Below are 20,197 nucleotides of genomic sequence, written 5' to 3' on the forward strand. Positions count from 1 at the left end.
CGAGCCGGCCGGGCCGGAGGACCCGCCCGTGCCTGCGCCGCAGCCGGCGAGCGCCATACCCGCGACCAGCGCGGCGAGCACGCCGACGGCGACGCGGCGCATCACACCCCGATGTCGTGCATCGGATGCGCCTCGTTCGCTCGGTAGCTGCGCGCTCCGGAGCGCCACTGGACCCGGGCGATGTAGGGCTCGGAGGGGTCGAAGCGCTGCTGGTTCCACGGCTCGAAGTAGCCGATCAGGTTCGTCTTCTTGCCGCGGTTGTCGTAGCCGCGCCCGACCTGGAAGTGGCCGGAGCCGTCGTCGTCGAGGTAGGGGAAGTACTTCTTGAGCAGGATCGGATGCAGGACCACCGGGGCGCGGTAGGTGCTGATGTGTCGTTTGATCAGCCGCCACCACTGCTTGGCGGACCAGTCGCCGATGTCGAGCACGATGTACTTCCCGGCGTAGGAGGGCTTGTCCCAGCCGGTGTTGTTGTTGACCACCCGGACCATGTCGCTGATCGAGCTGCCGGCGGTGGTGGTGCCGAGCCGGCGCGCCCAGTGCTTCTGTGAACGCTTCTCGTGTGTCCAGCCCCACACGATCATCTGCGCGGTCGTCGGGCCGCACCAGTAGGTCCGGTGCTGCTCGGAGACCCGGGTGGTGGAGAGCACCGTCGCGCGCTGCGGATAGGCCTTCGCGGAGGCCGATGAGCGGTGCCGGGCGAGCTCGGTGGACCTCGCGCGCGCCTCGGGGTGCCGGGCCAGGAACCCGGCCGGCAGCGGCACTCCCTGGACCTGGTGGCGCAGCAGCCAGACCTTGGCGACCGCCCGGGCCGCCGCGGTCAGCTCCGCGCGCTCGCGGCGGGCCCGTTGGCCCGGCGTACCGGACAGCAGGCGCAGCAGGGTGGCGCGCGGGCCGAGGTCGCCGGTGTCGGTGCCGGTACGACGTGCGGCGACCCGCTCGGCCAGGTCGTCACCGACCTGGGCGGGGGAGCGTGAGGTCCAGCCGAGTCCAACGCAGTAGCGCTGGCCCTCGAAGGTGTGACAGTGCACCGCCGTGCGCGCCACCCGCGCCAGCGCGGCCCGCGGCAGCAGGCGAGCATGCTCCGGCACGGCGTCTCGCCGGTCCGCCCGTACCATCCGATCGATCGCCCGACGGGTGGCCGGGGTCAGCGCGGTCGCACCGGCCGCCGAGGCGGTTCGCGCGCGGTAGGTCGGGTGATCTGCCGCCTGGGTGGCCATCCGGTCGACCCCGCCGGCCTGGGCGGCTTGAGCGGCTTGAGCCGTCCCGCTGGCCGGGGTCGCGTCGGCGGCGCCGGGCAGGAGCAAGGTGGTCGCGAGTGCTGATGCCGCACCCAGGGCGGTCAGGTGTCGAAGATCCATGAGGGTTCTCCCGAGCGTCGAGTTCCTCCCCGATCAGGCTCTCACACTTCACACTCGATCACTCGAGCCACACCCGCCCGACGCGTGTCGATCGGGCGCCGAGGTCACTGTCACGCAAATTGAACTAAGAAATTGTTTACAATCTGGTGTTGCATCCCTCACACTTGCTGCCACAGACGCCCCGTTCCGTCACCGGGGCGCCGAAGAAGAGGAGATCTCGATGCACCGGTTCATCACTCGCAGTCGCCTTCAGCGGCGCGTGGCCGCGACACTGGCGCTGGGGCTGAGCTTCGCGCTGGCCGCCTGCGGCAGCAGCGGCTCGGACGACACCTCAGCCACGTCGACAGAATCGTCCGGGTCCAGCGGGAGCAGCACGACCGTCACGGTGGGGGTCATTCCGATCGTGGATGTGGCCCCGATCTACCTCGGGATCAAGCAGGGTTTCTTCAGCGACGAGGGCCTGCAGGTGAAGATGCAGACCGCCCAGGGCGGCGCCGACATCGTTCCCGCCGTGGTCAGCGGGAAGTACCAGTTCGGCTTCTCCAACACCACGTCGCTGATCCTGGCGGCCTCGCAGAACATCTCGCTCAAGGTGGTCACCGCCGGTGTCAACGCCGGTGACACCGACGGCAAGGACTTCGGCGCCGTCATCGTGGCCAAGGGCAGTTCGATCACCCGCCCCAAGGACCTGGAGGGCAAGAAGGTCGCCGTCAACACGCTGAACAACATCAACACCACCACCGTCAACGAGATGGTGCGCAAGGACGGCGGCGACCCCTCGACGATCAAGTACGTCGAGCTCGGCTTCCCCGACATCATCGCCGCGGTGAAGTCCGGTGACGTCGACGCCGGCCAGGTGGTCGAGCCGTTCCTGACCACCGCGCTCGACGCCGGCGACAGCCAGATCGGGTCGAACTACGTCGCCACCGCGAAGAACCTCGCGGTCGCCGAGTACTTCACCTCCTCCGACTACGCGGAGAAGAACCCCGAGGTGGTCACCGAGTTCACCGACGCGATGAACAAGTCGCTCACCTACGCGGCGGCCCATTCCGATGAGGTCCGGTCGGTGCTGTCGTCCTACACCGACATCGACGCGAGCGTGCAGAAGAACCTGATCCTGCCGAACTGGACGACGACGCTGAACACCGACTCGATCCAGACCCTGGCCGACCTGGCGAAGGAGGACGGCCTGATCAGCTCCGTGCCCGACCTCTCCAGTCTGCTGCCATGACGACTGCCTCGCTCGAGGATCGAGGGTCCGGAGCCCGACCCGGCGCGCGCGCCAGGGCCGGGCTCCGGTCCGTGCAGCGGTTCCAGAGCCTGGGGTTGGGGGTGCTCGGCCTGCTCATCGTGGTGGCGCTCGGCGACCTGTTGCCCCGCTCCGGCGTGGTGGACCGGGACGCCTTCCCGCCGGTCACCGAGATGCTGGCCGAGCTGGGACGTCAGCTCGGCCAGGGCGACTTCTGGACCGCGTTCTTCCAGACCCTGCGCGGCTGGGCGGTCGGCCTGCTGATCGCGATGGTCGCCGGCATCGTCCTCGGCATCGTGATCGGGAGCGTCACCTTCCTGCGCCGACTGACCGCCTCCACCATCGAGTTCCTCCGGCCGATCCCGTCGGTGGCGCTGATCCCGGTCGTGGTGATGCTCTACGGCCCGGCCTTCAAGTCCGGCCTGATCATGGTCGTCTACGCCTCGTTCTGGCAGATCCTGGTGCAGATGCTCTACGGCGTGGCCGACGTGGACCCGGTCGTGCGCGACACCGCCCGCTCCTATCGGTTCAGCCGCTGGGCCGTCGTACGGACGGTGGTCTGGCCGACCGCGCTGCCGTACGTGATGACCGGGTTCCGGCTGGCCGCCGCGGTGGCGCTGATCATCGAGGTCACCGCGGAGGTCTTCGTCGGTACGCCGGGCCTGGGCAAGCTGATCGGGACGGCGAACTCCTCGGGGGCGCTCACCAAGATGTACGCGCTGATCATCGTGGTCGGCCTGATCGGGGTGGCGGTCAATCTCGCCGCCCGGGCGATCGAGCGCCGCGCGCTGCGCTGGCACAGCTCGGTGCGCAAGGAGGTCCGATGAGTGTGACGCGAGTGTTGCGCAGCGTGCTGGCCGAGCTCTTCTTCGCGCTGGCCCTGCCGGTCGTGCTGTTGGCCATCTGGTGGATCGCCTCCTCGGGGAGCACCGACCCGCTGTGGCCGTCGCTGAAGGCGATCCTGAAGACCTTCCCGGACACCTGGACCTGGGATCGGATCACCCACGACGTCGTGCCGAGCATGGCGCGGCTGGGCATCGGCTACCTGCTGGCGCTGGTCTGCGGGGTCGCGCTGGGCACCGCGATCGGGCTCTCCCGCGGCCTGCGGGCGCTCACCGAGCCCACCCTGGAGTTCTTCCGGGCCATCCCGCCGCCGCTGCTGGTGCCGGTGGTCGCGCTGTTCATCGGCTACACCGGCTCCACCTCGAAGGTCATCGTGATCATGATCGGCTGCATCTGGCCGATCCTGCTGAACACCATCGAGGGGGTGCGCGGCCTGGACGAGGTGCTCACCGACACCGCCCGCAGCTACCGGATGCGCCCGCAGACCCGGTTGCGACAGATCCTGCGCGGCTCCAGTCCCCAGGTCGCCGCCGGCGCCCGGCAGGCGCTGTCCATCGGCGTCATCGTGATGGTGATCAGCGAGCTGTACGGCGCCAACAGCGGACTCGGCGCCGACATCGTCCAGTTCCAGCGAGCCTTCGCCTACGCCCAGACCTGGACCGGGATCATCGTTCTCGGTCTGATCGGTGTGGTGCTGTCCGTGATCTACCGAATCGTCGAGCACTACGCACTGGCCTGGTATCGCGGCCTGCGTCAGGCCGACCGTGGCGCCTGAGGCGCTTGGGAAGGAACCCATGACCGAGAACTCACCGACCCTGCACAAGGCCGGCTCGCCGGCCGGGCCCTCGGATCGCCCTGGTGGCGAGGTCGCCCTCGACGTACGCGGGCTGAAGAAGATCTACCGCGGCTCCGGCAACGAGGTCGAGGCCATCCGCGACCTCACCTTCGAGGTACGCCGAGGCGAGCTGGTCTGCATCGTCGGGCCCTCGGGAGCCGGCAAGACCACCCTGCTGCGCTGCATCGGCGGGCTGCTGGACCGCACCTCGGGCGAGGTCGTGCTCGACGGGGCCAGCGTCACCGGGCCGCCGCCCGGGATGGCGATCGTGTTCCAGGAGTACGGCCGCAGCCTGTTCCCGTGGATGACCGTCCGGCAGAACGTCGAGCTGCCGCTGAAGGAGAAGCGGGTCGGCAAGGCCGAGCGCACCAGGCTGGTCGACGAGGCGCTCGAGGCGGTCGGACTCACCGAGTCCGCCGCTCAGCACCCCTGGCAGCTCTCCGGTGGGATGCAGCAGCGGGTCGCCATTGCTCGCGCGGTCGCCTATGAGCCGTCCGTGCTGCTCATGGACGAGCCGTTCGCCGCCGTCGACGCTCAGACCCGGGCGGACCTGGAGGACCTGGTTCGCAAGCTGTGGCGCCGGCTCGGTGTCACGGTCCTCTTCGTCACCCACGACATCGACGAGTCGGTCTATCTGGGACAGCGGGTGCTGGTGCTCTCCAACCGGCCCACCGTGATCCTCGAGGACGTCGCCATCGACCTGCCCGACGAGCGCGACCAGCTCGGCACCCGGTCCTCGGCGCGGTTCGGCGAGCTGCGTCACCACGTCTACGAGCTGGTGCAGCAGGCCAAGAAGGGATACCGGCCCGAGACGGACTGACGTCGGTGCCGGTCGGCCCCGGTCCCGTCCCTCCCCGCGACGGGATGGACGGGACCGGGGCGGCGTGAGCCGGGCGGGCCGGAGGGGACGATCAGAGCAGTCCGTTGCGCTCCGGCTCGTCGGCCTCGCTCAGCGCCTCCAGGACGCTGGCGATGTGGTCGCGCACCGCCGCCTCGGCCGCCTCCGGGTCCCGCTTGCAGACCCCCTCGATGATGGCGAGGTGCTGCGGCAGGGACTCCTGGGGCCGGCCGGCGCGGAAGGCCAGCCGGAACTGATGGCGCACGTTGCGCGCGCGCAGCCGGCCGAGCACCTCGGCGGCGACGGGCTGGTCGGCGATCTTGATGACCGTCTCGTGCAGCTGCTGGTTGAGCTGGGAGTAGCCGACGACGTTCCCGTTCTCCACGCACGATCTCATCTGCTCGCCGACCGCCCGGAGCTCGGCGATCTGCTCGTCGGTGATCCTCATCGCCGCCTTCGCGGCGCACAAGCCCTCGACGGCCATCCGGACCTCGGTGATCTGGATCGCCTCGGCGACGCTCACGATGCGCACCCGGGCACCGCGGTTGGCGATGCGCTCGACCAGGCCGGCATGGCTGAGATCGATCAGCGCGGCGCGCACCGAGCCACGGCTGGCGCCCAGCGACTCGGACAGCTCCGACTCGACCAGGCGCTGACCGGGGACCAGGTCGCCGGCCAGGATCGCCGCACGAACCGCTTCGGCCACGTCGCTCTGGGTGACGGGACGACCTGCCTTGGGTGCCACGCTCACTCCTTCGCCGGGCCGGGACATCTGGTCGGAATCCTAGCGAGCACACAGTCTCACCGAGCTTGCGACACTCATGTTCCCACAAGTGACAATCAAATCGTTGACAATTTTGTGCGAAGATCGCTAGGCTCGGCGCGTCCGTCCCGGTCGCTCGCTCGGTCAGCGGCCGGACCCGTCGAGGAAGGATCGCCGGTGAACAGCGCTCGTGAGCAGACCCTGGTCGGCGCTGCTCGCCAAGCGCCGCGGCGTACTGTTTCAAGCCGAGCGCCGGCCCGACCTCGGTCTGTCCGGCAACACCTGCGGTGCGGCCTGCCCCACTCGCGGGTCAGCGACCGGCGCGCCTGAGCGGCCGACGGGGAATCTGGAGGAGCGAAGTGAAGAACCTCATCGTCACCGACGTCCCGCGGCCCGACCCGGCCGATGTCGCGAAACTGCGTGAGTACGGTGTCGCCACCATCCACGAGGCGATGGGCCGGGTCGGCAGTCTCGGCCCCGACATCCGCCCGATCCAGCAGGGCCTGAGCATCGCCGGTCCGGCGGTCACCGCGCTGTGCTGGCCGGGCGACAACCTGATGATCCATGCGGCGGTCGAGCAGTGCGGTGAGGGCGACGTCCTGGTGGTGGGCTCGGCGGCTCCGTCGACCCACGGGATGTTCGGCGAGCTGTTCGCCACCGCGCTCTCCTACCGCGGCGTGCCCGGGGTCATCAGTGACACGGCGGTCCGCGACACCCGGGAGCTGCGGGAGATGGGCTTCGGCGCCTGGTCGCGCTACGTGTCGGCGCAGGGCACGGTGAAGGCCACCGCCGGCCACGTGAACCTGCCGCTGCTCATCGCGGGCCAGCGCATCGCCGCCGGCGACATCGTGGTGGCCGACGACGACGGCGTCGTGGTGGTGCCCCGCGCGAAGATCGGCGAGACCATCGTCGCCTCGCAGGCCAGGCTGGAGAAGGAGGCGGCCACCCGGGCTGCCTTCCAGGAGGGCCAGCTGGGTCTCGACCGCTACGGGTTGCGGCCGCTGCTCGCCGACCTCGGCGTCGAGTACCGCACCCATGCCGAGGCGGAGGCCGCCGGGGAGCTGGCATGACCGCGTCCAGCCGTGCGGCCGGCGTGCGCTGCGCCCTGATGCGCGGCGGTACGTCGAAGGGCGCGCTCTTCCTGGCCGAGGACCTGCCGACCGACCGCACCGAGCGGGATGCGCTGCTGCTGCGCATCATGGGCAGCCCGGATCCACGCCAGATCGACGGCGTCGGTGGCGCCCACCCGCTGACCTCGAAGGTCGGCGTGGTCTCGGTCTCGGCCGACCCCGAGGCCGACGTCGACTATCTCTTCCTCCAGGTGGTCGTGGACGAGCCGGTCGTCTCCGACTCCCAGACCTGCGGCAACATCCTGGCCGCGGCGGGTGCCTTCGCCCTCGAGCGGGGGCTGGTGACCGCGACCGGCGAGACCAGCGACGTCCGGATCCGGCTGGTCAACACCGGTGGCCTGGCCACCCTCCGGCTGCAGACGCCCGACGGCGCGGTGACCTATGACGGCGACGCCGAGGTCTCCGGCGTGCCCGGCACCGCGGCCCCGGTCAGCATCATGGTCGAACCCGGCTCCGCCCCGCTGCTGCCCACCGGGAACCTGGTCGACGAACTCGCCGGAGTGGCCGCGACCTGCATCGACAACGGGATGCCGTCGGTCATCGTCCGCGCCGGTGATCTCGGGGTGAGCGGCACCGAGGACCCGGCCGACCTGGAGGCCGACGACAAGCTGGTCGCCCGGGTGCGCGAGATCCGTGCCGCCGCGGTCGCCGCGATGGGGCTCGATCCCGACCTCGACGCCACCACCGTGCCCAAGATCGTGCTGGTCGCCGAGCCGCACGCGGGCGGCAGCATCTCCACCCGGAGCTTCATCCCGGTCCGGGTGCATCAGGCGGTCGGCGTGCTCGGTGCCGCGAGCATCGCCGCGGCAGCGGTCCTGCCCGGCACCGTCGCCGACGGGCTGGCGGTGCGATCCGCCGGCGACCGCGTCCGGGTCGAGCACCCGACCGGATTCCTCGACGTCGAGATCGCGCCCGGCGACGGGCCGGACCCGGTGATCGCTCGGACCGCCGTCGTACGCACCGCCCGAATGCTCTTCGACGGGATCGTCTATCCCGGCCCCGTTCGCTGACCACCGATCGGCCCGTTCCCGGGCCCGCACCCTGGAGGAGACACACATGCGCGCACCGATGGGCGACATCGCGCACCTCGCTCACGTCGAGCTGCTGACCCCGGAGCTGGACAAGAGCGTCTGGTTCTTCACCCAGATCCTCGGCCTGACCGAGACCGGGCGCGAGGGTGACTCGGTCTATCTGCGCACCTTCGACGACTACGAGCGGACCAGCCTGATCCTGACCGGGCACGAGACCTCGGGGCTGCGCCGGATGGCGCTGCGCGCCTCCTCGCAGGAGGCGCTCGAGGCGAGGGTCAAGGCGGTCCAGGAGTCCGGCAGGCCGGGCAGCTGGACCGACGGGGTGGCCGGCACCGGTCCGACGTACCTGACCAGCGACCCGGACGGCCACGACATCGCGCTCTACTACGAGACCGAGTGGTACGTCGCGCCGGACGAGCTCAAGCCGGGTCTGAAGAACCAGCCGCAGGCCAAGCCCAACCGCGGCATCGGCGTACGCCGGCTCGACCACGTCAACTACCTGGCGCACGACGTCGTGCAGAACACCACCTTCATGGAGGAGGTGCTCGGCGCCCGGCCGACCGAGCAGATCCAGCTGGACACCGGTGAGATCTCCGGACGCTGGACCACCTTCACCCACAAGTCCTACGACGTGGTCTACTCCGCGGACTGGACGGGCTCGTCGGGGCGGCTGCACCACATCGCGTTCGCCCCGGACAGCCGGGACGACATCCTGCGCTGTGCAGACCTGTGCGTGGACAACGGCGTCTTCATCGAGACCGGGCCGCACAAGCACGCCATCCAGCAGACCTTCTTCCTCTACGTCTACGAGCCGGGTGGCAACCGGATCGAGCTGTGCAACCCGCTCACCCGACTGGTGCTCGCGCCCGACTGGCCGGTGGTCACCTGGACCGAGGCCGAGCGCGCCAAGGGTCAGGCCTGGGGCCTGAAGACCATCGAGTCCTTCCACACCCACGGCACCCCGCCGCTGGACTGAGCGCCCTCTCGGCATGTCAGGGGTGCCGGGACGGCGAGGGCTGCAGCGGGGCCGGCAGGTGGCCAGATCGGCAGGACCCGTCGCTTTCTCGTCGTCGTACGGCGTGCGGTAGCATCCTCCGCGCGTGCGGATGTAGCTCAGTTGGTAGAGCGCAACCTTCCCAAGGTTGATGTCGCGAGTTCGAATCTCGTCATCCGCTCCATGAAGAACCCGCTGGTCACCGGCGGGTTCTTCGTTGTATCGGGGATGTGAGCGGTGGTCGCTGCGCGCTCCCGCGACCGGTAGGTTAGCCCCGTGCTCCTGAGTGACAAGGACATCCTCGCCGAGCTCGGGTCCGGGCGGATCGTCATGGACCCGTGGGACGAGTCGATGCTGCAGCCGTCCTCGATCGACGTACGCCTCGATCGCTACTTCCGGGTCTTCGAGAACCACCGGTATCCCGATATCGACCCCGCCAGCGATCAGTCGGACCTGACCCGGCTGGTCGAGCCGGAGGGGGACGACCCGTTCATCCTGCACCCCGGCGAGTTCGTGCTCGGGTCCACCTACGAGCAGGTGACGTTGCCCGACGACGTCGCCGCCCGAGTGGAGGGGAAGTCCTCGCTCGGCCGGCTCGGGCTGCTCACCCACGCCACCGCCGGCTTCGTGGACCCCGGCTTCTCCGGACACGTCACGCTGGAGCTGGCCAGCGTGGCCACCCTGCCGATCAAGCTGTATCCGGGGATGAAGATCGGTCAGTTCTGCTTCTTCCGGCTCTCCTCGCCCAGCCAGCATCCCTATGGCTCGAGCGAGTACGGCTCGCGCTACCAGGGGCAGCGCGGACCGACCCCGTCGCGCTCCTACCAGAGCTTCCACCGCACCAGGATCTGAGCACATGTGGGACAAGGGGTGGGGCCCGACGGGGCCCGCGAGCCGCGTCGAACCACGTCCTGCCGGGTCATCTGGTCCTCACGACCGATTCACAACCGCGACACAGCAGCCGCGGACAACGTGGTCACATGGACATCGGATACGCCACCACCCCAGCCAACACGCTCACCGCGGCCAGCAACGAGTCCTTGACCGCCATCGACTGGACGGCGCTCGCCGGCCATGCGGCACCCGCGGCCAGCGGCTACGTGATCGCCTTCGAGCGACCGGCCTCTCGTCCCGGAGACTATCTGCCGCCCGCCGCGGCCTGAGGGCCGCACGTCCCGCGGCGGCACCCGCCGATGCGGCCAGACAGACGAGGACGCCATGCCGAGGGGTGGACCCCGGGTTGGCACATCATCGATCGCCCTGTAGGTTAGCCTTGCCTAACTGACACGCAGCGACGAGGTTGCATGTCTCTCAATTCGACCTGCCTCGGCCGGGCCAGCCACACCTGGCTGAGGCAGGTCGAAGTCTTTGTTCGAAGTCCTGGTCGGATGGAGCCGCCTGATGCCGTTGATCGCCCGTGTCGCCGCCCGCTCGATCGAGCGGATCTCGCCCTCCTTCGTGCGGGTCGAGTTCGCCGGGCCGGAGCTGGTCGACTTCGGCGTCGACGGCCCCACCTTCGACCAGCGGATCAAGCTGATCCTGCCGCCGGCCTCCGGGGTCCTGCCCGACCTGCGCGGCGACAGCTGGTGGGACGACTACCGGACGATGCCGGAGGACGAGCGCGGCAGCATGCGCACCTACACCATCCGGGAGGTCCGTGGCGAGGGGGCCGAGGTGGGCATCGTGGTCGACTTCGTGCTGCACGCCGGGGTCCACGGGCCGGGCTCGGACTGGGCCGCCGATGCCGGCGTCGGCGATGAGCTGCTGGTCGTCGTACCTCGCAGGGGCGAGCAGTTCGGTGGCATCGAGTGGGCACCCGGGGACGCATCCCGGCTGCTGCTGGTCGGCGACGAGACGGCGGTCCCGGCGGTGGCCTCCATCCTGGGGTCGCTTCCCGCGCACGCGATGGGCACCGCCCTCCTCGAGGTGCCGGTGGCCGAGGACGTCCAGCGGCTGGCCGCTCCGGCCGGTGTGGAGGTGCGCTGGCTGCCGAGGGACGGCGCCGAGGTCGGCACCCGCGCCGTGGCGGCGGTGGCCCAGCTCCTCGGCTATCACGCCGATCGGGCCAGCGACGACGAGGCGACCGCCGACGTGTGGGAGACGCCCACCTACTCCTCCTCCGGAGAGGTGGTCGACGCGGCACCGGCCCAGCGACCGGAGCAGCAGGGCCCGGCCGGCTGGTACGCCTGGATCGCCGGGGAGTCGGCGGTCGTCACGGCGCTGCGCCGGCAACTGGTGAACGAGGTGAAGATGCCGCGACGCCAGGTCGCCTTCATGGGCTATTGGCGGCGAGGCGTGGCGATGGCCTGAGGCCCGCCCGCGGCGGGCGGGTCAGGAGTCGATCGTGTCGGCGAACCTGCGCAGCGAGGCGGCAAGGGTGTGCCGGGCGGTCCGCCTGGGCTTCGGTACGGCGAGGACCCGGCGACTGCGCGCGGCGTCGATGCGTTCGCGCTGCAGCTCTCGGGCGATGGCTTCGTGGATGCTGTCCATGTCGATGTTCCTTTCCGGCCGGGACCGGCCCGGTGTGGGATCTACAGCTCGACGAGTGTGATGTCGCCGCTGACGGTGTGAGCGACCAGTTCGACGTACTCCTGCCCGTCGGTGGGGGCACCGGTGCCGGAGATCTGTGAGCGGATGTCGCCGCTGACGGTGGTGATGTCCGTCCAGATGGGGGTGCCGGCGGGCACGCCGACCCGGATGTCGCCGGAGGCGCACTTGGACTCGACCCGGCCGCGGCGCACCGAGCTGATCTCCAGGTCGCCGGAGCCGGTGGTCAGTCGGACGCCGCCGTCGGCGTCACCGACGACGAGATCTCCGGAGCCGGTCTTGGCGCGGAGCTCCCCGAGGGCCGAGTCCACCCGTACGTCGCCCGAGCCGGTAGAGACGTTGGCACTCGCTCCCAGCGTCCGCATCTGCACGTCGCCCGAGCCGGTCTTGATCTGGACCGGTCCCTCCAGCCGGTCGGCCCGGATGTCTCCGGAGCCGGTGGTGGCCTGGGTCGGGCCGGTGATCACATCCAGGTCGAGCTCGCCCGAGCCGGTCTGGGCCCACACCGCGAGCAGGCTGCCGCGGGTCTCGAGGTCGGCGCTGCCGGTCTTGGCGCGCAGCTGGCTGCCGGTGGGGACCTGGATCGCCACCGCATAGCCGTGCCGGCCCAGGCCGAGGAACGTCCCGCCCTTGGGGCCGATCACCGCGATCTCGTCGCCGTCGGCGGTGACGGTGACCCGGTCGGGTTCCTCGCCGGTCACGGTGACGGTGGTGGTCGTGGTCTCGGTGGCCTCCACCGAGATCTGGCCCTTCTCGAGCTCGGCGTAGACCTTCGCGTGCTCGGGGGTGTCGAAGGTGTAGCGGGTCATGGTGGTGCCTTCCGGTGTGGTGGGTGTGCTGATCCACCGGACCGGCGGTGCCGTCCCGGTCGCCGGTGCGGGTGCTCCGATCAGCCTCGGGGTGTCACTGGTGCGATCTGGGTGTCAGAGCCAGCCGTTCATCCGACGGCCCTTGCCGCGGACCGGGTCGAATCCGGTCATGGCGTCGTTGATGATCCGGGGCAGCGAGGACAGGTCGACGTCGACGTTGATGGCGCCCTCGCGGGTGGCGGCGCGGATGACGTTGACCAGCCAGGTGTTGAGCGAGCTGCCGGTGCGGGCGGCCGCCTCCTCGGCGCGAGCCTTGACGGCCTCGGGGATGCGGAGGGTGATCCGAGCCGTCACGCCCTCGTCCCCGTCGTCCTCCTCGACGGCGGAACTCGAGCTGGTCACCGGCTCGGCCGGGGGCAGGTGGACGCCGAACTCCAGCTCCCGGCCGGAGAGGCGGACGTCGACCGATCCGGTGGGCAGCTCGGCGGTGATCTCGGCGGCGGCCTGCGAGACGGCCTCCATCAGGGCCAGTCGGGTGGCCGGCTCCAGGGCGTAGGAGAGCCGCTCGGTGGCCGCCTTCGCCTCCGGCCCGGCCGCCTCGGCGGCGGCCAGGAGGTCGCCTCGGAGGCTCTCGACGTACGGCGTGATGTCCATGCGCACCATAGTGACATCACGATGATGTCAAGTCAAGCACCATGTGACATCACACTGGTGGCCGCGGATGCCGGCCAGGTGAGTGGCCGACCTTCAGACACGCTCGCGAACCGGTCGCCTGCCACGCCGTCGAGTGGTTAAGTGGGATGGCCGGTCGCCTCCGGCGAAGCTCGGCAGAAAGGTCTCGGCCATGTCAGCTCTCCCCCCACTGGCCACGATCATCTCGGCGAACGCCGTCGACTATCTGATCGTCGTGGTCTACTTCGCATTCGTGCTCGGTATCGGCTGGCTGGCCAGCCGCGGCGTCTCGGACTCGGTGGACTTCTTCCTCTCCGGGCGGTCACTGCCCGGATGGGTCACCGGGCTGGCCTTCGTCTCGGCCAACCTCGGTGCCGTCGAGGTGATGGGCATGTCGGCCAACGGCGCCGAATACGGCGCACCCACCGTCCATTACTTCTGGATCGGGGCGATCCCGGCCATGCTGTTCCTCGGCGTGGTGATGATGCCCTTCTACTACGGCTCGAAGGTTCGCTCGGTGCCGGAGTTCATGCGGCGCCGGTTCGGTACCGGAGCGCACCTGGTCAACGCGCTCTCGTTCGCGGTCGCGCAGCTGCTCATCGCGGGTGTCAACCTCTACCTGCTCGGCGCCATCGTGCATGCGCTGCTCGGCTGGCCGCTGTGGGTGGCGTTGATCGTCGCCGCGGTGATCGTGCTCTCCTACATCACCCTGGGCGGGCTCAAGGCCGCGATCTACAACGAGGTGCTGCAGTTCTTCGTCATCGTCGCCGCACTGCTTCCCCTGACGGTGATCGGTCTGCACCGCGTCGGTGGCTGGGGCGGTCTGAAGGACCGGATCACCGAGCTGGCCGCCGCCAACCCGAGCGTGGTGCCGTCCGCGGACCATCAGCTGCACTCCTGGCCGGGCGTGGACCTGACCGGGTTCTCCTCCGGCTTCCTGTCGGTGATCGGCATCGTCTTCGGGCTCGGCTTCGTGCTCTCCTTCGGCTACTGGACGACCAACTTCGTCGAGGTCCAGCGCGCGATGGCCTCCAGGTCGATCACCGACGCCCGCAACACGCCGATCATCGGCTCGTTCGCGAAGATGTTCGTCCCGTTCATCACCATCCTGCCGGGCATGATCGCCGCGGTCCTCGTGGTCGAGATCGTCAAGGTCAAGACCGGTCATGCGGTGCCGGGCGGATCCTCGGGCGATGGGGTCACCTACAACGACTCGCTCATCTACCTGATGCGCGACCTGCTGCCCAACGGTCTGCTCGGGGTCGGGATCGCGGCACTGCTGGCCTCGTTCATGGCCGGGATGGCGGCCAACATCTCGGCGTTCAACACCGTGGTCTCCTACGACCTGTGGCAGCAGTACGTCGTCAAGGACCGCCCCGATGACTACTACCTGCGCATCGGCCGGATCGCCACCGTGGTGGCGACCGTGGTGGCCATCTTCACCGCCGGCTTCGCGTCCAACTTCAGCAACGTGATGGACTACCTGCAGACGCTCTTCGGCTTCTTCAACGCGCCGCTGTTCGCCACCTTCATCGTCGGCATGTTCTGGAAGCGGATGACCCCGACGGCAGGCTGGGTGGGCCTGGTCTGCGGCACGCTGTCGGCGGTCGTGGTGGCCTTCCTCAGCGAGGACGCCTTCGGCAGCTGGAGCATCGGCGTGCTCAACCTGAGCGGTCAGGGCGCCTCCTTCGTCGCCGCCGGGGCCGCGTTCGTGGTCGACGTGGTCGTCTCGGTGCTGGTCTCGCTGGGGACGACACCCAAGCCGGCCGCCGAGCTCAAGGGGCTCGTCTATTCCGAGACGCCGAGAAGCGATCTGGTCGACGCCGACGCGCACTCCTATCCGTGGTATCGCCGACCGGTCCCGTTGGCCGGGGTCGCGCTGGTGATCGTCATCATCTTGAACGCGCTGGTCTAGGGAGGACCCGATGAGCGAGAAGAAGACCGCCGGCCTGTTCGACATCCGTACCGTGATCGGCTCCCTGCTGGGCGTCTACGGCGTGATCCTGTTCCTGACCTGGGTGTTCGGCGGAGGCGGAGCCGCCGGCACCAACCCGGACGACAACCTGTGGGTGGGCATCATCCTGTTCGGGGTCGGGTTGGTCTTCGTCGGCTGGGCGCGGCTGCGCCCGATCGTGGTCGAGGAGTCGTCGAAGAAGGAGTGAGCGTGCCGGGCCGTCGGCTCGGGCCGCATGGGCTCGGGCCGACGGGTCGCCCCGGGCCCATGCGGTGAACCCGGCTCAGAGGTCGAAGAGCGAGTCCGCCGCGTTGATGTCCACGTCGGTGCGCGGCGTATGAGCCTCGCCCGAGGCGGTGGGCTCCGGCGTGGCGACCGGCGCGGGCGGTGCGGTGTCGTCCTCCTCGCCGGGGTCGACGGCCTCGGTCGCGGCTTCCGTCGCGACCTCGTCCGGGTCCGCCGGGTCCGCCGAAGTCGGCTCGGCCACCGGTGCCTCGGCTGCCTCGGCTGCCTCGACCGGCTCGACCGGCTCGACCGGGTGGGCGGTGACCGTGCTGTCGGGGGCCGCGATGTCGAACAGCGACCCGACCGAGGCGATGTCGACATCGGTGCGGACCACCGGTGCGGCACCGGAGTCCACGGCCGGTGCCGGTGCCGTGGTCGTGGACGGGTCTGAGGGCTCCGGCGACTCCGGGGCAGCGGTCTCGGTGGCGTCGGCGGTCTCGGTGGCGGTCTCGTCGGCGGTCTCGGTGGCTGCCTCCGTCGCGGCAGGCGCAGTCGTGGGGGGCTCGGTCGGCTGCACGGGGGCCGCCGGCTCCGGCGGTGCCTGGATGTCGAACAGCGAGCCGACCGAACCGAGGTCCACCTCGCTGGGCACCGGCTCGGGCACCGGCTCGGGTGCCGCTGGGGTCGTTGATTCCGTCGCCGGCTCGGGCACCGACGGGGGTGCCGGTTCCGGGGCCGACTCGGGTGCCGGCTCGGCGGGGATGTCGAAGAGCGACCCACCGGCCCCGAGGTCGACCGTCGGCGCCGCCGCCTGCGGTGGTGCGGGTGGAGCGGACGGCTCCTGGACCGGCACGTCGAAGAGCGATCCGGTCAGATCGACCGGTGTCTGCGCGGTCTCCTGTTCGCCGGCCGCGTCCTGGGCAGGCGGTGCCGGCTCCGCGGGCTCGTCGGCCTGGACGTCGAAGAGCGAGCCCCCGGCACCGAGATCGATGCGCGGCCGGTCGGCCGTCTCGTCGGCCGGCTGCGCGGGCTCGGGCGGCTCGGACGGCTCGGACGGGGTGTCGAAGAGCGACCCGCCGACGTCGAAGAGCGACCCGGCTCCTCCACTCGGTGCCTCCTCGCTCGGCGCGGGAGTGTCGAACAGGGATCCGCCGGTCGCTTCCGCCGGCGCCGGGGTGTCGAACAGCGAGGAGGCGTCGGCCGGTGTCTCGGTGGCGGGGGTGTCGAAGAGCGACGAACCGCCCGTCCCGGTCTCGGCCGGCGCAACGGTCTCGGCCGGCGCGGTGGGAGCGGCCGAAGCGGCGGGTTCGGCCGGGGTGCTCGGCGCGGGGGTGGTCGTCGTACCCGCCCCGGGGGCCAGCTTGGTGGCCTGCTCGCCCTTGACCGAGGCGAGCAGCATCTGTGCCACGTCGAGGACCTCGACCTCCTCGCGGGCGGTGCCGGAGGCCTGGGCGGCGGTCAGCCCGTCCGAGAGCATCACCCGGCAGAACGGGCAGCCCACGGCGATCTGGTCCGCGCCGGTGGCCACCGCCTCGTCGGTGCGGTTGCGGTTGATCCGCGAGCCGAGGTTCTCCTCCATCCACATCCGGGCACCACCCGCACCGCAGCAGAAGGACCGCTCGGAGTTGCGCGGCATCTCCTTGTACTCCGCGCCGGGCAGCACCTGCAGCAGCTCCCGCGGTGGGGTGTAGACGCCGTTGTGCCGGCCGAGGTAGCACGGGTCGTGGTAGGTGATGGAGCGCTGGTGCGCACCCGAGCCGGACGCCACCGGAGTGAGCCTGCCCTCGCGGACGAGCCGGTTCAGCAGCTGGGTGTGGTGCACCACCTCGAGCTCGATGCCGAACTCCTTGTACTCGTTCTTCAAGGTGTTGAAGCAGTGGGCACAGGTGGTGACGGCCTTCTTGACCTTGAACTCCTTGAACGTCTCCACGTTCGCGTTCGCCAGGCCCTGGAAGACGAACTCGTTGCCGGCGCGACGGGCGGAGTCGCCGGTGCAGGTCTCGCCGTTCCCGAGCACGCCGAAGGAGACGCCTGCCAGGTCGAGCAACTCGGCCACGGCGCGGGTGGTCTTCTTCGCACGGTCCTCGTAGGCACCGGCGCAGCCGACCCAGAACAGCCAGTCGACCTCGTCGAGGGACTCGATGTCCTCGCCGACGACCTTGACCTCGAACGGCAGGTCCTTGGCCCAGTCCATCCGCTGGCGCGAGGACATGTTCCACGGGTTGCCGTTGTTCTCCAGGCCGCGGAAGAGCCCGTTGAGCTCGGCCGGGAAGTTCGACTCCACCAGCACCTGGTAGCGGCGCATGTCCATGATGTGGTCGACGTGCTCGATGTCGACCGGGCACTGCTGGACGCAGGCGCCGCACGAGGTGCACGACCACAGCACGTCGGAGTCGATGACGAAGTCGGCGCCCTCGGGGTTGTAGAACCAGTCGGTCACCTCGGGGCCGGCGCCGACGGCGGCATCCGCCTCCGACGTGCCGATCAGTGCCTTGGCGGCGGGGGTGCCGGCCTCCGGCTCGCCGTCACCGGCCAGGTACGGCGCGGCGGCGTACGCGTGCTCGCGCAGCCCCATCACCAGCAGCTTCGGCGAGAGCGGCTTCTCGGTGTTCCAGGCCGGGCATTGGGACTGGCAGCGGCCACACTCGGTGCAGGTGGTGAAGTCCAGGATGCCCTTCCAGGAGAAGTCCTGGATGGTGCCGACGCCGAGGGTGGCGTCCTCGTCGAGATCGTCGATGTCATCGAGCGCGACCGCCTTGCCCGCCGAGGTCAGCGGCTTGATCGCACCGAGCGCCGTACGTCCGTCGGCCTCCCGCTTGAACCAGATGTTGAACCAGGCGGTGAAGCGGTGCCAGGCGACGCCCATGGTCAGGTTGAGCGCGATCACGTCGAGCCAGACCAGTGCCGAGGCGACCTTGACGAGAGCGATCACGATGATGGCCGACTTCAGCGCGTGCTCGGAGTCGCCGTACAGGCCGCCGAAGAGGTGCGCGACCGGGTAGTGGAAGTTGGTCGCCTTGTCGGGGTCGGCGTGACCTTCCAGGGCATGCAACCTCTCGTACTTCTGCTCGGCGCCGCGGATGAACAGGATCGCGACGCCCTCCAGCAGCGCCATGAACTCCACGAAGTAGGCCTGCCAGAAGGTGGACCCGAAGAACCGGCTGCCGCGCCCGAGCTGCGCCGGCTTGTGCCGCTGCCGATAGACGATCAGATAGACGATGCCGATCGTGGAGAGGACGCCGATGCCCTCCTGGACCCACTCGAAGACGAACCAGTGACCGATGATCGGCAGCTGCCACTTGGGGTCGAAGAGCTGCACGAACCCGGTCGCCACGGCGCTGGAGAGGATCAGGAAGCCGAAGTAGACGAACCAATGCATCACCCCGACCCAGCGCCACTGGAACATCCGGGTGTGGCCGAAGGTCTCCTTGAGCATGGTGACCGTGCGCCGACCGGGGTGGTCGCTGCGGGAGACGGGTGACCCGATCCGGAGGACGCCGACCATGCCCAGCACCGCCCGGGCCACCAGGTAGACGGTCACCACGGTCAGTACGAGCGCGACCACTATCGCGATCGTTTGCACCATTATGAGCAGAGCTCCTCGAGTCGTCCTCGGCCACGGCGGGTACACGTGCCCCAGCGTCGGACTCTAGTGAGGCGTTCCGACCCCGTGCACCCGGCGTGGCAGTGAGATATGTCCTACTGGCGGGTAACTTTACTCCCCCAGCGGATGCTCGTCGCCGACCGGGATCATGCCGACCGCCGCCAGCGGGAAGAGCGCGGCGAGGGCGAACGCCCAGGAGTAGCCGATCTGGCCGACCAGGAGGCCGCCGATCGGCGGCACCAGGCTGCTGGCCAGGAACTGCGCGGTGTTCTGCAGGCCGAGCGCCCGCCCCGACCAGAACGGTCCGGCCCGCTCGGCCACGGCGGTGAACGCCAGCCCGTTGTCCGCCACCGTCAGCACCGTGGCGATCACCACCAGGGGTACGGCGACGAACCAGCCCGCGCCGGCGGTGAGCCCGAGCAGCAGCATGGTGCCGGCGGCGGACCAGGCGACCAGTCGCAACGGCCGCAGCCGGCTGTGCATCAGGTCGGAGAGCTGCCCGGCCGCGATCCGGCCCAGGGCACCCATGATCTGGGCGACGAGCACGAGTACGCCGGCCGCGCCGGCGGACCAGCCGCGGTCCTGCATCAGCCAGACCAGCGCGAAGGTCCACACCACGAACTGCGGCACCACCAGCAGCACCGAGACGCCGTGGATCCGGGCGAGGTAGCGGTCGGCCCGGTAGGGGTTGGGGGAGACCACGCTCTTCCGGTCGGGTCGCGGAGGATCGATCACCACCACCGCGACCACGACCGCGGCGAGTGCGCAGGCGATGGTCGAGACCCACATCGCGGCATGCACACCGTGCCGGGCGGCGACCACCGAGACCGTCACGGCGGCGATGCCCACGCCGGCCGGTTGTGCCATCTGCCGGATGCCCATCGCCAGCCCACGGCGCTGCGGCGGGAACCAGCCGACCACCACCCGGCCGCTGGCGGCGTTCGTGCTGGCGGCGGTCGCGCCGCCGAACAGGAGCAGGACGCCGAGCAGCACCAGCCCGGAGGTCAGCGCGGCGATCAACCCGACCAGCGCGGTGCCTGCCAGACCGGTCAGCAACACCATCCGCTCGCCACGGTGGTCGGTGAACCAGCCCCAGCCCACCAGGGTGAGCATCACTCCGACCGTGGGCGCGGCGGCGATCAGACCGGCCTCCGCCAGGCTGAGCCCCTCCTGGTGCAGCGTCGGGATCAGGTAGGCCGCGCCGTGCATCATGATCGCGGCGGCCGCCTGGGCCAGGGTGCTGGCGCCCAGCATGGTCCAGCGACGGGCCGCGCCGATGGTGATGGGGTCGGCGAGGGCTGTCACCGGCTCACGGTAAAGGCCCCGGAAGGACGAACCCCGC

At 70.1% G+C, this 20,197-nt stretch carries 19 protein-coding genes and 1 tRNA gene; 13 read left to right on the forward strand and 7 right to left on the reverse strand.

The genetic code is table 11. The annotated features are described in order from the left end of the window. Positions 1-101: 101 nt before the first annotated feature. Complete coding sequence (locus QM638_RS16285; protein WP_415143526.1) at positions 102-1,361, reverse strand: C39 family peptidase; 1,260 nt, start codon at positions 1,359-1,361, stop codon at positions 102-104. A gap of 220 nt (positions 1,362-1,581) precedes the next feature. Between QM638_RS16285 and QM638_RS16290 the strand changes: the two genes are divergently transcribed. From QM638_RS16290 to QM638_RS16305, 4 genes are read left to right on the forward strand one after another with little or no spacing between them, the layout of a single operon-like run. Continuing rightward, positions 1,582-2,592, forward strand: coding sequence for an ABC transporter substrate-binding protein (locus QM638_RS16290; protein ID WP_415143527.1), 1,011 nt, complete (start codon positions 1,582-1,584; stop codon positions 2,590-2,592). Then, complete coding sequence (locus QM638_RS16295) at positions 2,589-3,437, forward strand: ABC transporter permease (protein WP_415143529.1); 849 nt, start codon at positions 2,589-2,591, stop codon at positions 3,435-3,437. Before QM638_RS16290 ends, QM638_RS16295 begins: the two co-directional genes overlap by 4 nt. Then, positions 3,434-4,228: an ABC transporter permease gene (locus tag QM638_RS16300; RefSeq protein WP_415143531.1), complete on the forward strand. Its 795-nt coding sequence runs from the start codon at positions 3,434-3,436 to the stop codon at positions 4,226-4,228. Before QM638_RS16295 ends, QM638_RS16300 begins: the two co-directional genes overlap by 4 nt. Before the next feature lie 19 nt (positions 4,229-4,247). Continuing rightward, complete coding sequence (locus tag QM638_RS16305; protein ID WP_415143533.1) at positions 4,248-5,108, forward strand: ABC transporter ATP-binding protein; 861 nt, start codon at positions 4,248-4,250, stop codon at positions 5,106-5,108. A 91-nt stretch (positions 5,109-5,199) separates the two neighbouring features. Here the strand turns inward: QM638_RS16305 and QM638_RS16310 are convergent, their stop codons facing one another. Then, positions 5,200-5,871: a GntR family transcriptional regulator gene (locus tag QM638_RS16310; protein WP_415143535.1), complete on the reverse strand. Its 672-nt coding sequence runs from the start codon at positions 5,869-5,871 to the stop codon at positions 5,200-5,202. Between the two features lie 377 nt (positions 5,872-6,248). Between QM638_RS16310 and QM638_RS16315 the strand changes: the two genes are divergently transcribed. The 7 genes from QM638_RS16315 (at position 6,249) to QM638_RS16345 (ending at position 11,354) form a co-directional block, all read left to right on the forward strand. Beyond that, a complete protein-coding gene (locus QM638_RS16315) occupies positions 6,249-6,959 on the forward strand; it encodes a 4-carboxy-4-hydroxy-2-oxoadipate aldolase/oxaloacetate decarboxylase (RefSeq protein WP_415143536.1) in 711 nt (236 codons plus the stop codon). Beyond that, positions 6,956-8,029: a 4-oxalomesaconate tautomerase gene (locus QM638_RS16320; protein WP_415143538.1), complete on the forward strand. Its 1,074-nt coding sequence runs from the start codon at positions 6,956-6,958 to the stop codon at positions 8,027-8,029. The genes QM638_RS16315 and QM638_RS16320 overlap by 4 nt, the downstream gene beginning before the upstream one ends. A 46-nt stretch (positions 8,030-8,075) precedes the next feature. Further along, positions 8,076-9,026 (forward strand): VOC family protein, encoded by a 951-nt coding sequence (locus QM638_RS16325; RefSeq protein ID WP_415143540.1) that lies wholly within the window; start codon positions 8,076-8,078, stop codon positions 9,024-9,026. Between the two features lie 126 nt (positions 9,027-9,152). Beyond that, a tRNA-Gly gene (locus tag QM638_RS16330) sits at positions 9,153-9,228 on the forward strand. Between the two features lie 92 nt (positions 9,229-9,320). Further along, positions 9,321-9,896, forward strand: a complete 576-nt coding sequence (dcd, locus tag QM638_RS16335; protein WP_415143542.1) for a dCTP deaminase — start codon at positions 9,321-9,323, stop codon at positions 9,894-9,896. A gap of 128 nt (positions 9,897-10,024) precedes the next feature. Further along, the gene (locus tag QM638_RS16340) at positions 10,025-10,207 is read left to right on the forward strand and encodes a hypothetical protein (protein WP_415143544.1); all 183 of its coding nucleotides are present in this window, start codon (positions 10,025-10,027) and stop codon (positions 10,205-10,207) included. A 238-nt stretch (positions 10,208-10,445) separates the two neighbouring features. Continuing rightward, complete coding sequence (locus QM638_RS16345) at positions 10,446-11,354, forward strand: siderophore-interacting protein (protein WP_415143546.1); 909 nt, start codon at positions 10,446-10,448, stop codon at positions 11,352-11,354. A gap of 21 nt (positions 11,355-11,375) precedes the next feature. Here QM638_RS16345 and QM638_RS16350 read toward each other — a convergent pair whose 3' ends face one another. The 3 genes from QM638_RS16350 to QM638_RS16360 form a co-directional block, all read right to left on the reverse strand. Then, positions 11,376-11,534: a hypothetical protein gene (locus QM638_RS16350; protein WP_415143548.1), complete on the reverse strand. Its 159-nt coding sequence runs from the start codon at positions 11,532-11,534 to the stop codon at positions 11,376-11,378. Between the two features lie 41 nt (positions 11,535-11,575). Further along, positions 11,576-12,400, reverse strand: coding sequence for a DUF4097 family beta strand repeat-containing protein (locus tag QM638_RS16355; protein ID WP_415143550.1), 825 nt, complete (start codon positions 12,398-12,400; stop codon positions 11,576-11,578). A 114-nt stretch (positions 12,401-12,514) separates the two neighbouring features. Next, entirely contained in the window at positions 12,515-13,054 is a 540-nt protein-coding gene (locus QM638_RS16360; protein WP_415143552.1) for a toxin-antitoxin system HicB family antitoxin, read from the reverse strand. Between the two features lie 190 nt (positions 13,055-13,244). Here QM638_RS16360 and QM638_RS16365 point away from each other — a divergent pair, with 190 nt between their 5' ends. After that, complete coding sequence (locus QM638_RS16365; protein WP_415143554.1) at positions 13,245-14,987, forward strand: sodium:solute symporter family protein; 1,743 nt, start codon at positions 13,245-13,247, stop codon at positions 14,985-14,987. Between the two features lie 10 nt (positions 14,988-14,997). Then, complete coding sequence (locus tag QM638_RS16370; RefSeq protein ID WP_415143555.1) at positions 14,998-15,234, forward strand: hypothetical protein; 237 nt, start codon at positions 14,998-15,000, stop codon at positions 15,232-15,234. A 75-nt stretch (positions 15,235-15,309) separates the two neighbouring features. Here the strand turns inward: QM638_RS16370 and QM638_RS16375 are convergent, their stop codons facing one another. Then, positions 15,310-18,837 (reverse strand): (Fe-S)-binding protein, encoded by a 3,528-nt coding sequence (locus QM638_RS16375; protein ID WP_415143557.1) that lies wholly within the window; start codon positions 18,835-18,837, stop codon positions 15,310-15,312. Positions 18,838-18,966: 129 nt separating this feature from the next. Beyond that, positions 18,967-20,160, reverse strand: a complete 1,194-nt coding sequence (locus tag QM638_RS16380) for an MFS transporter (protein ID WP_415143559.1) — start codon at positions 20,158-20,160, stop codon at positions 18,967-18,969. Between the last annotated feature and the right edge of the window lie 37 nt (positions 20,161-20,197).

This window comes from Nocardioides sp., assembly GCF_047606145.1.
Lineage (GTDB): Bacteria > Actinomycetota > Actinomycetes > Propionibacteriales > Nocardioidaceae > Nocardioides.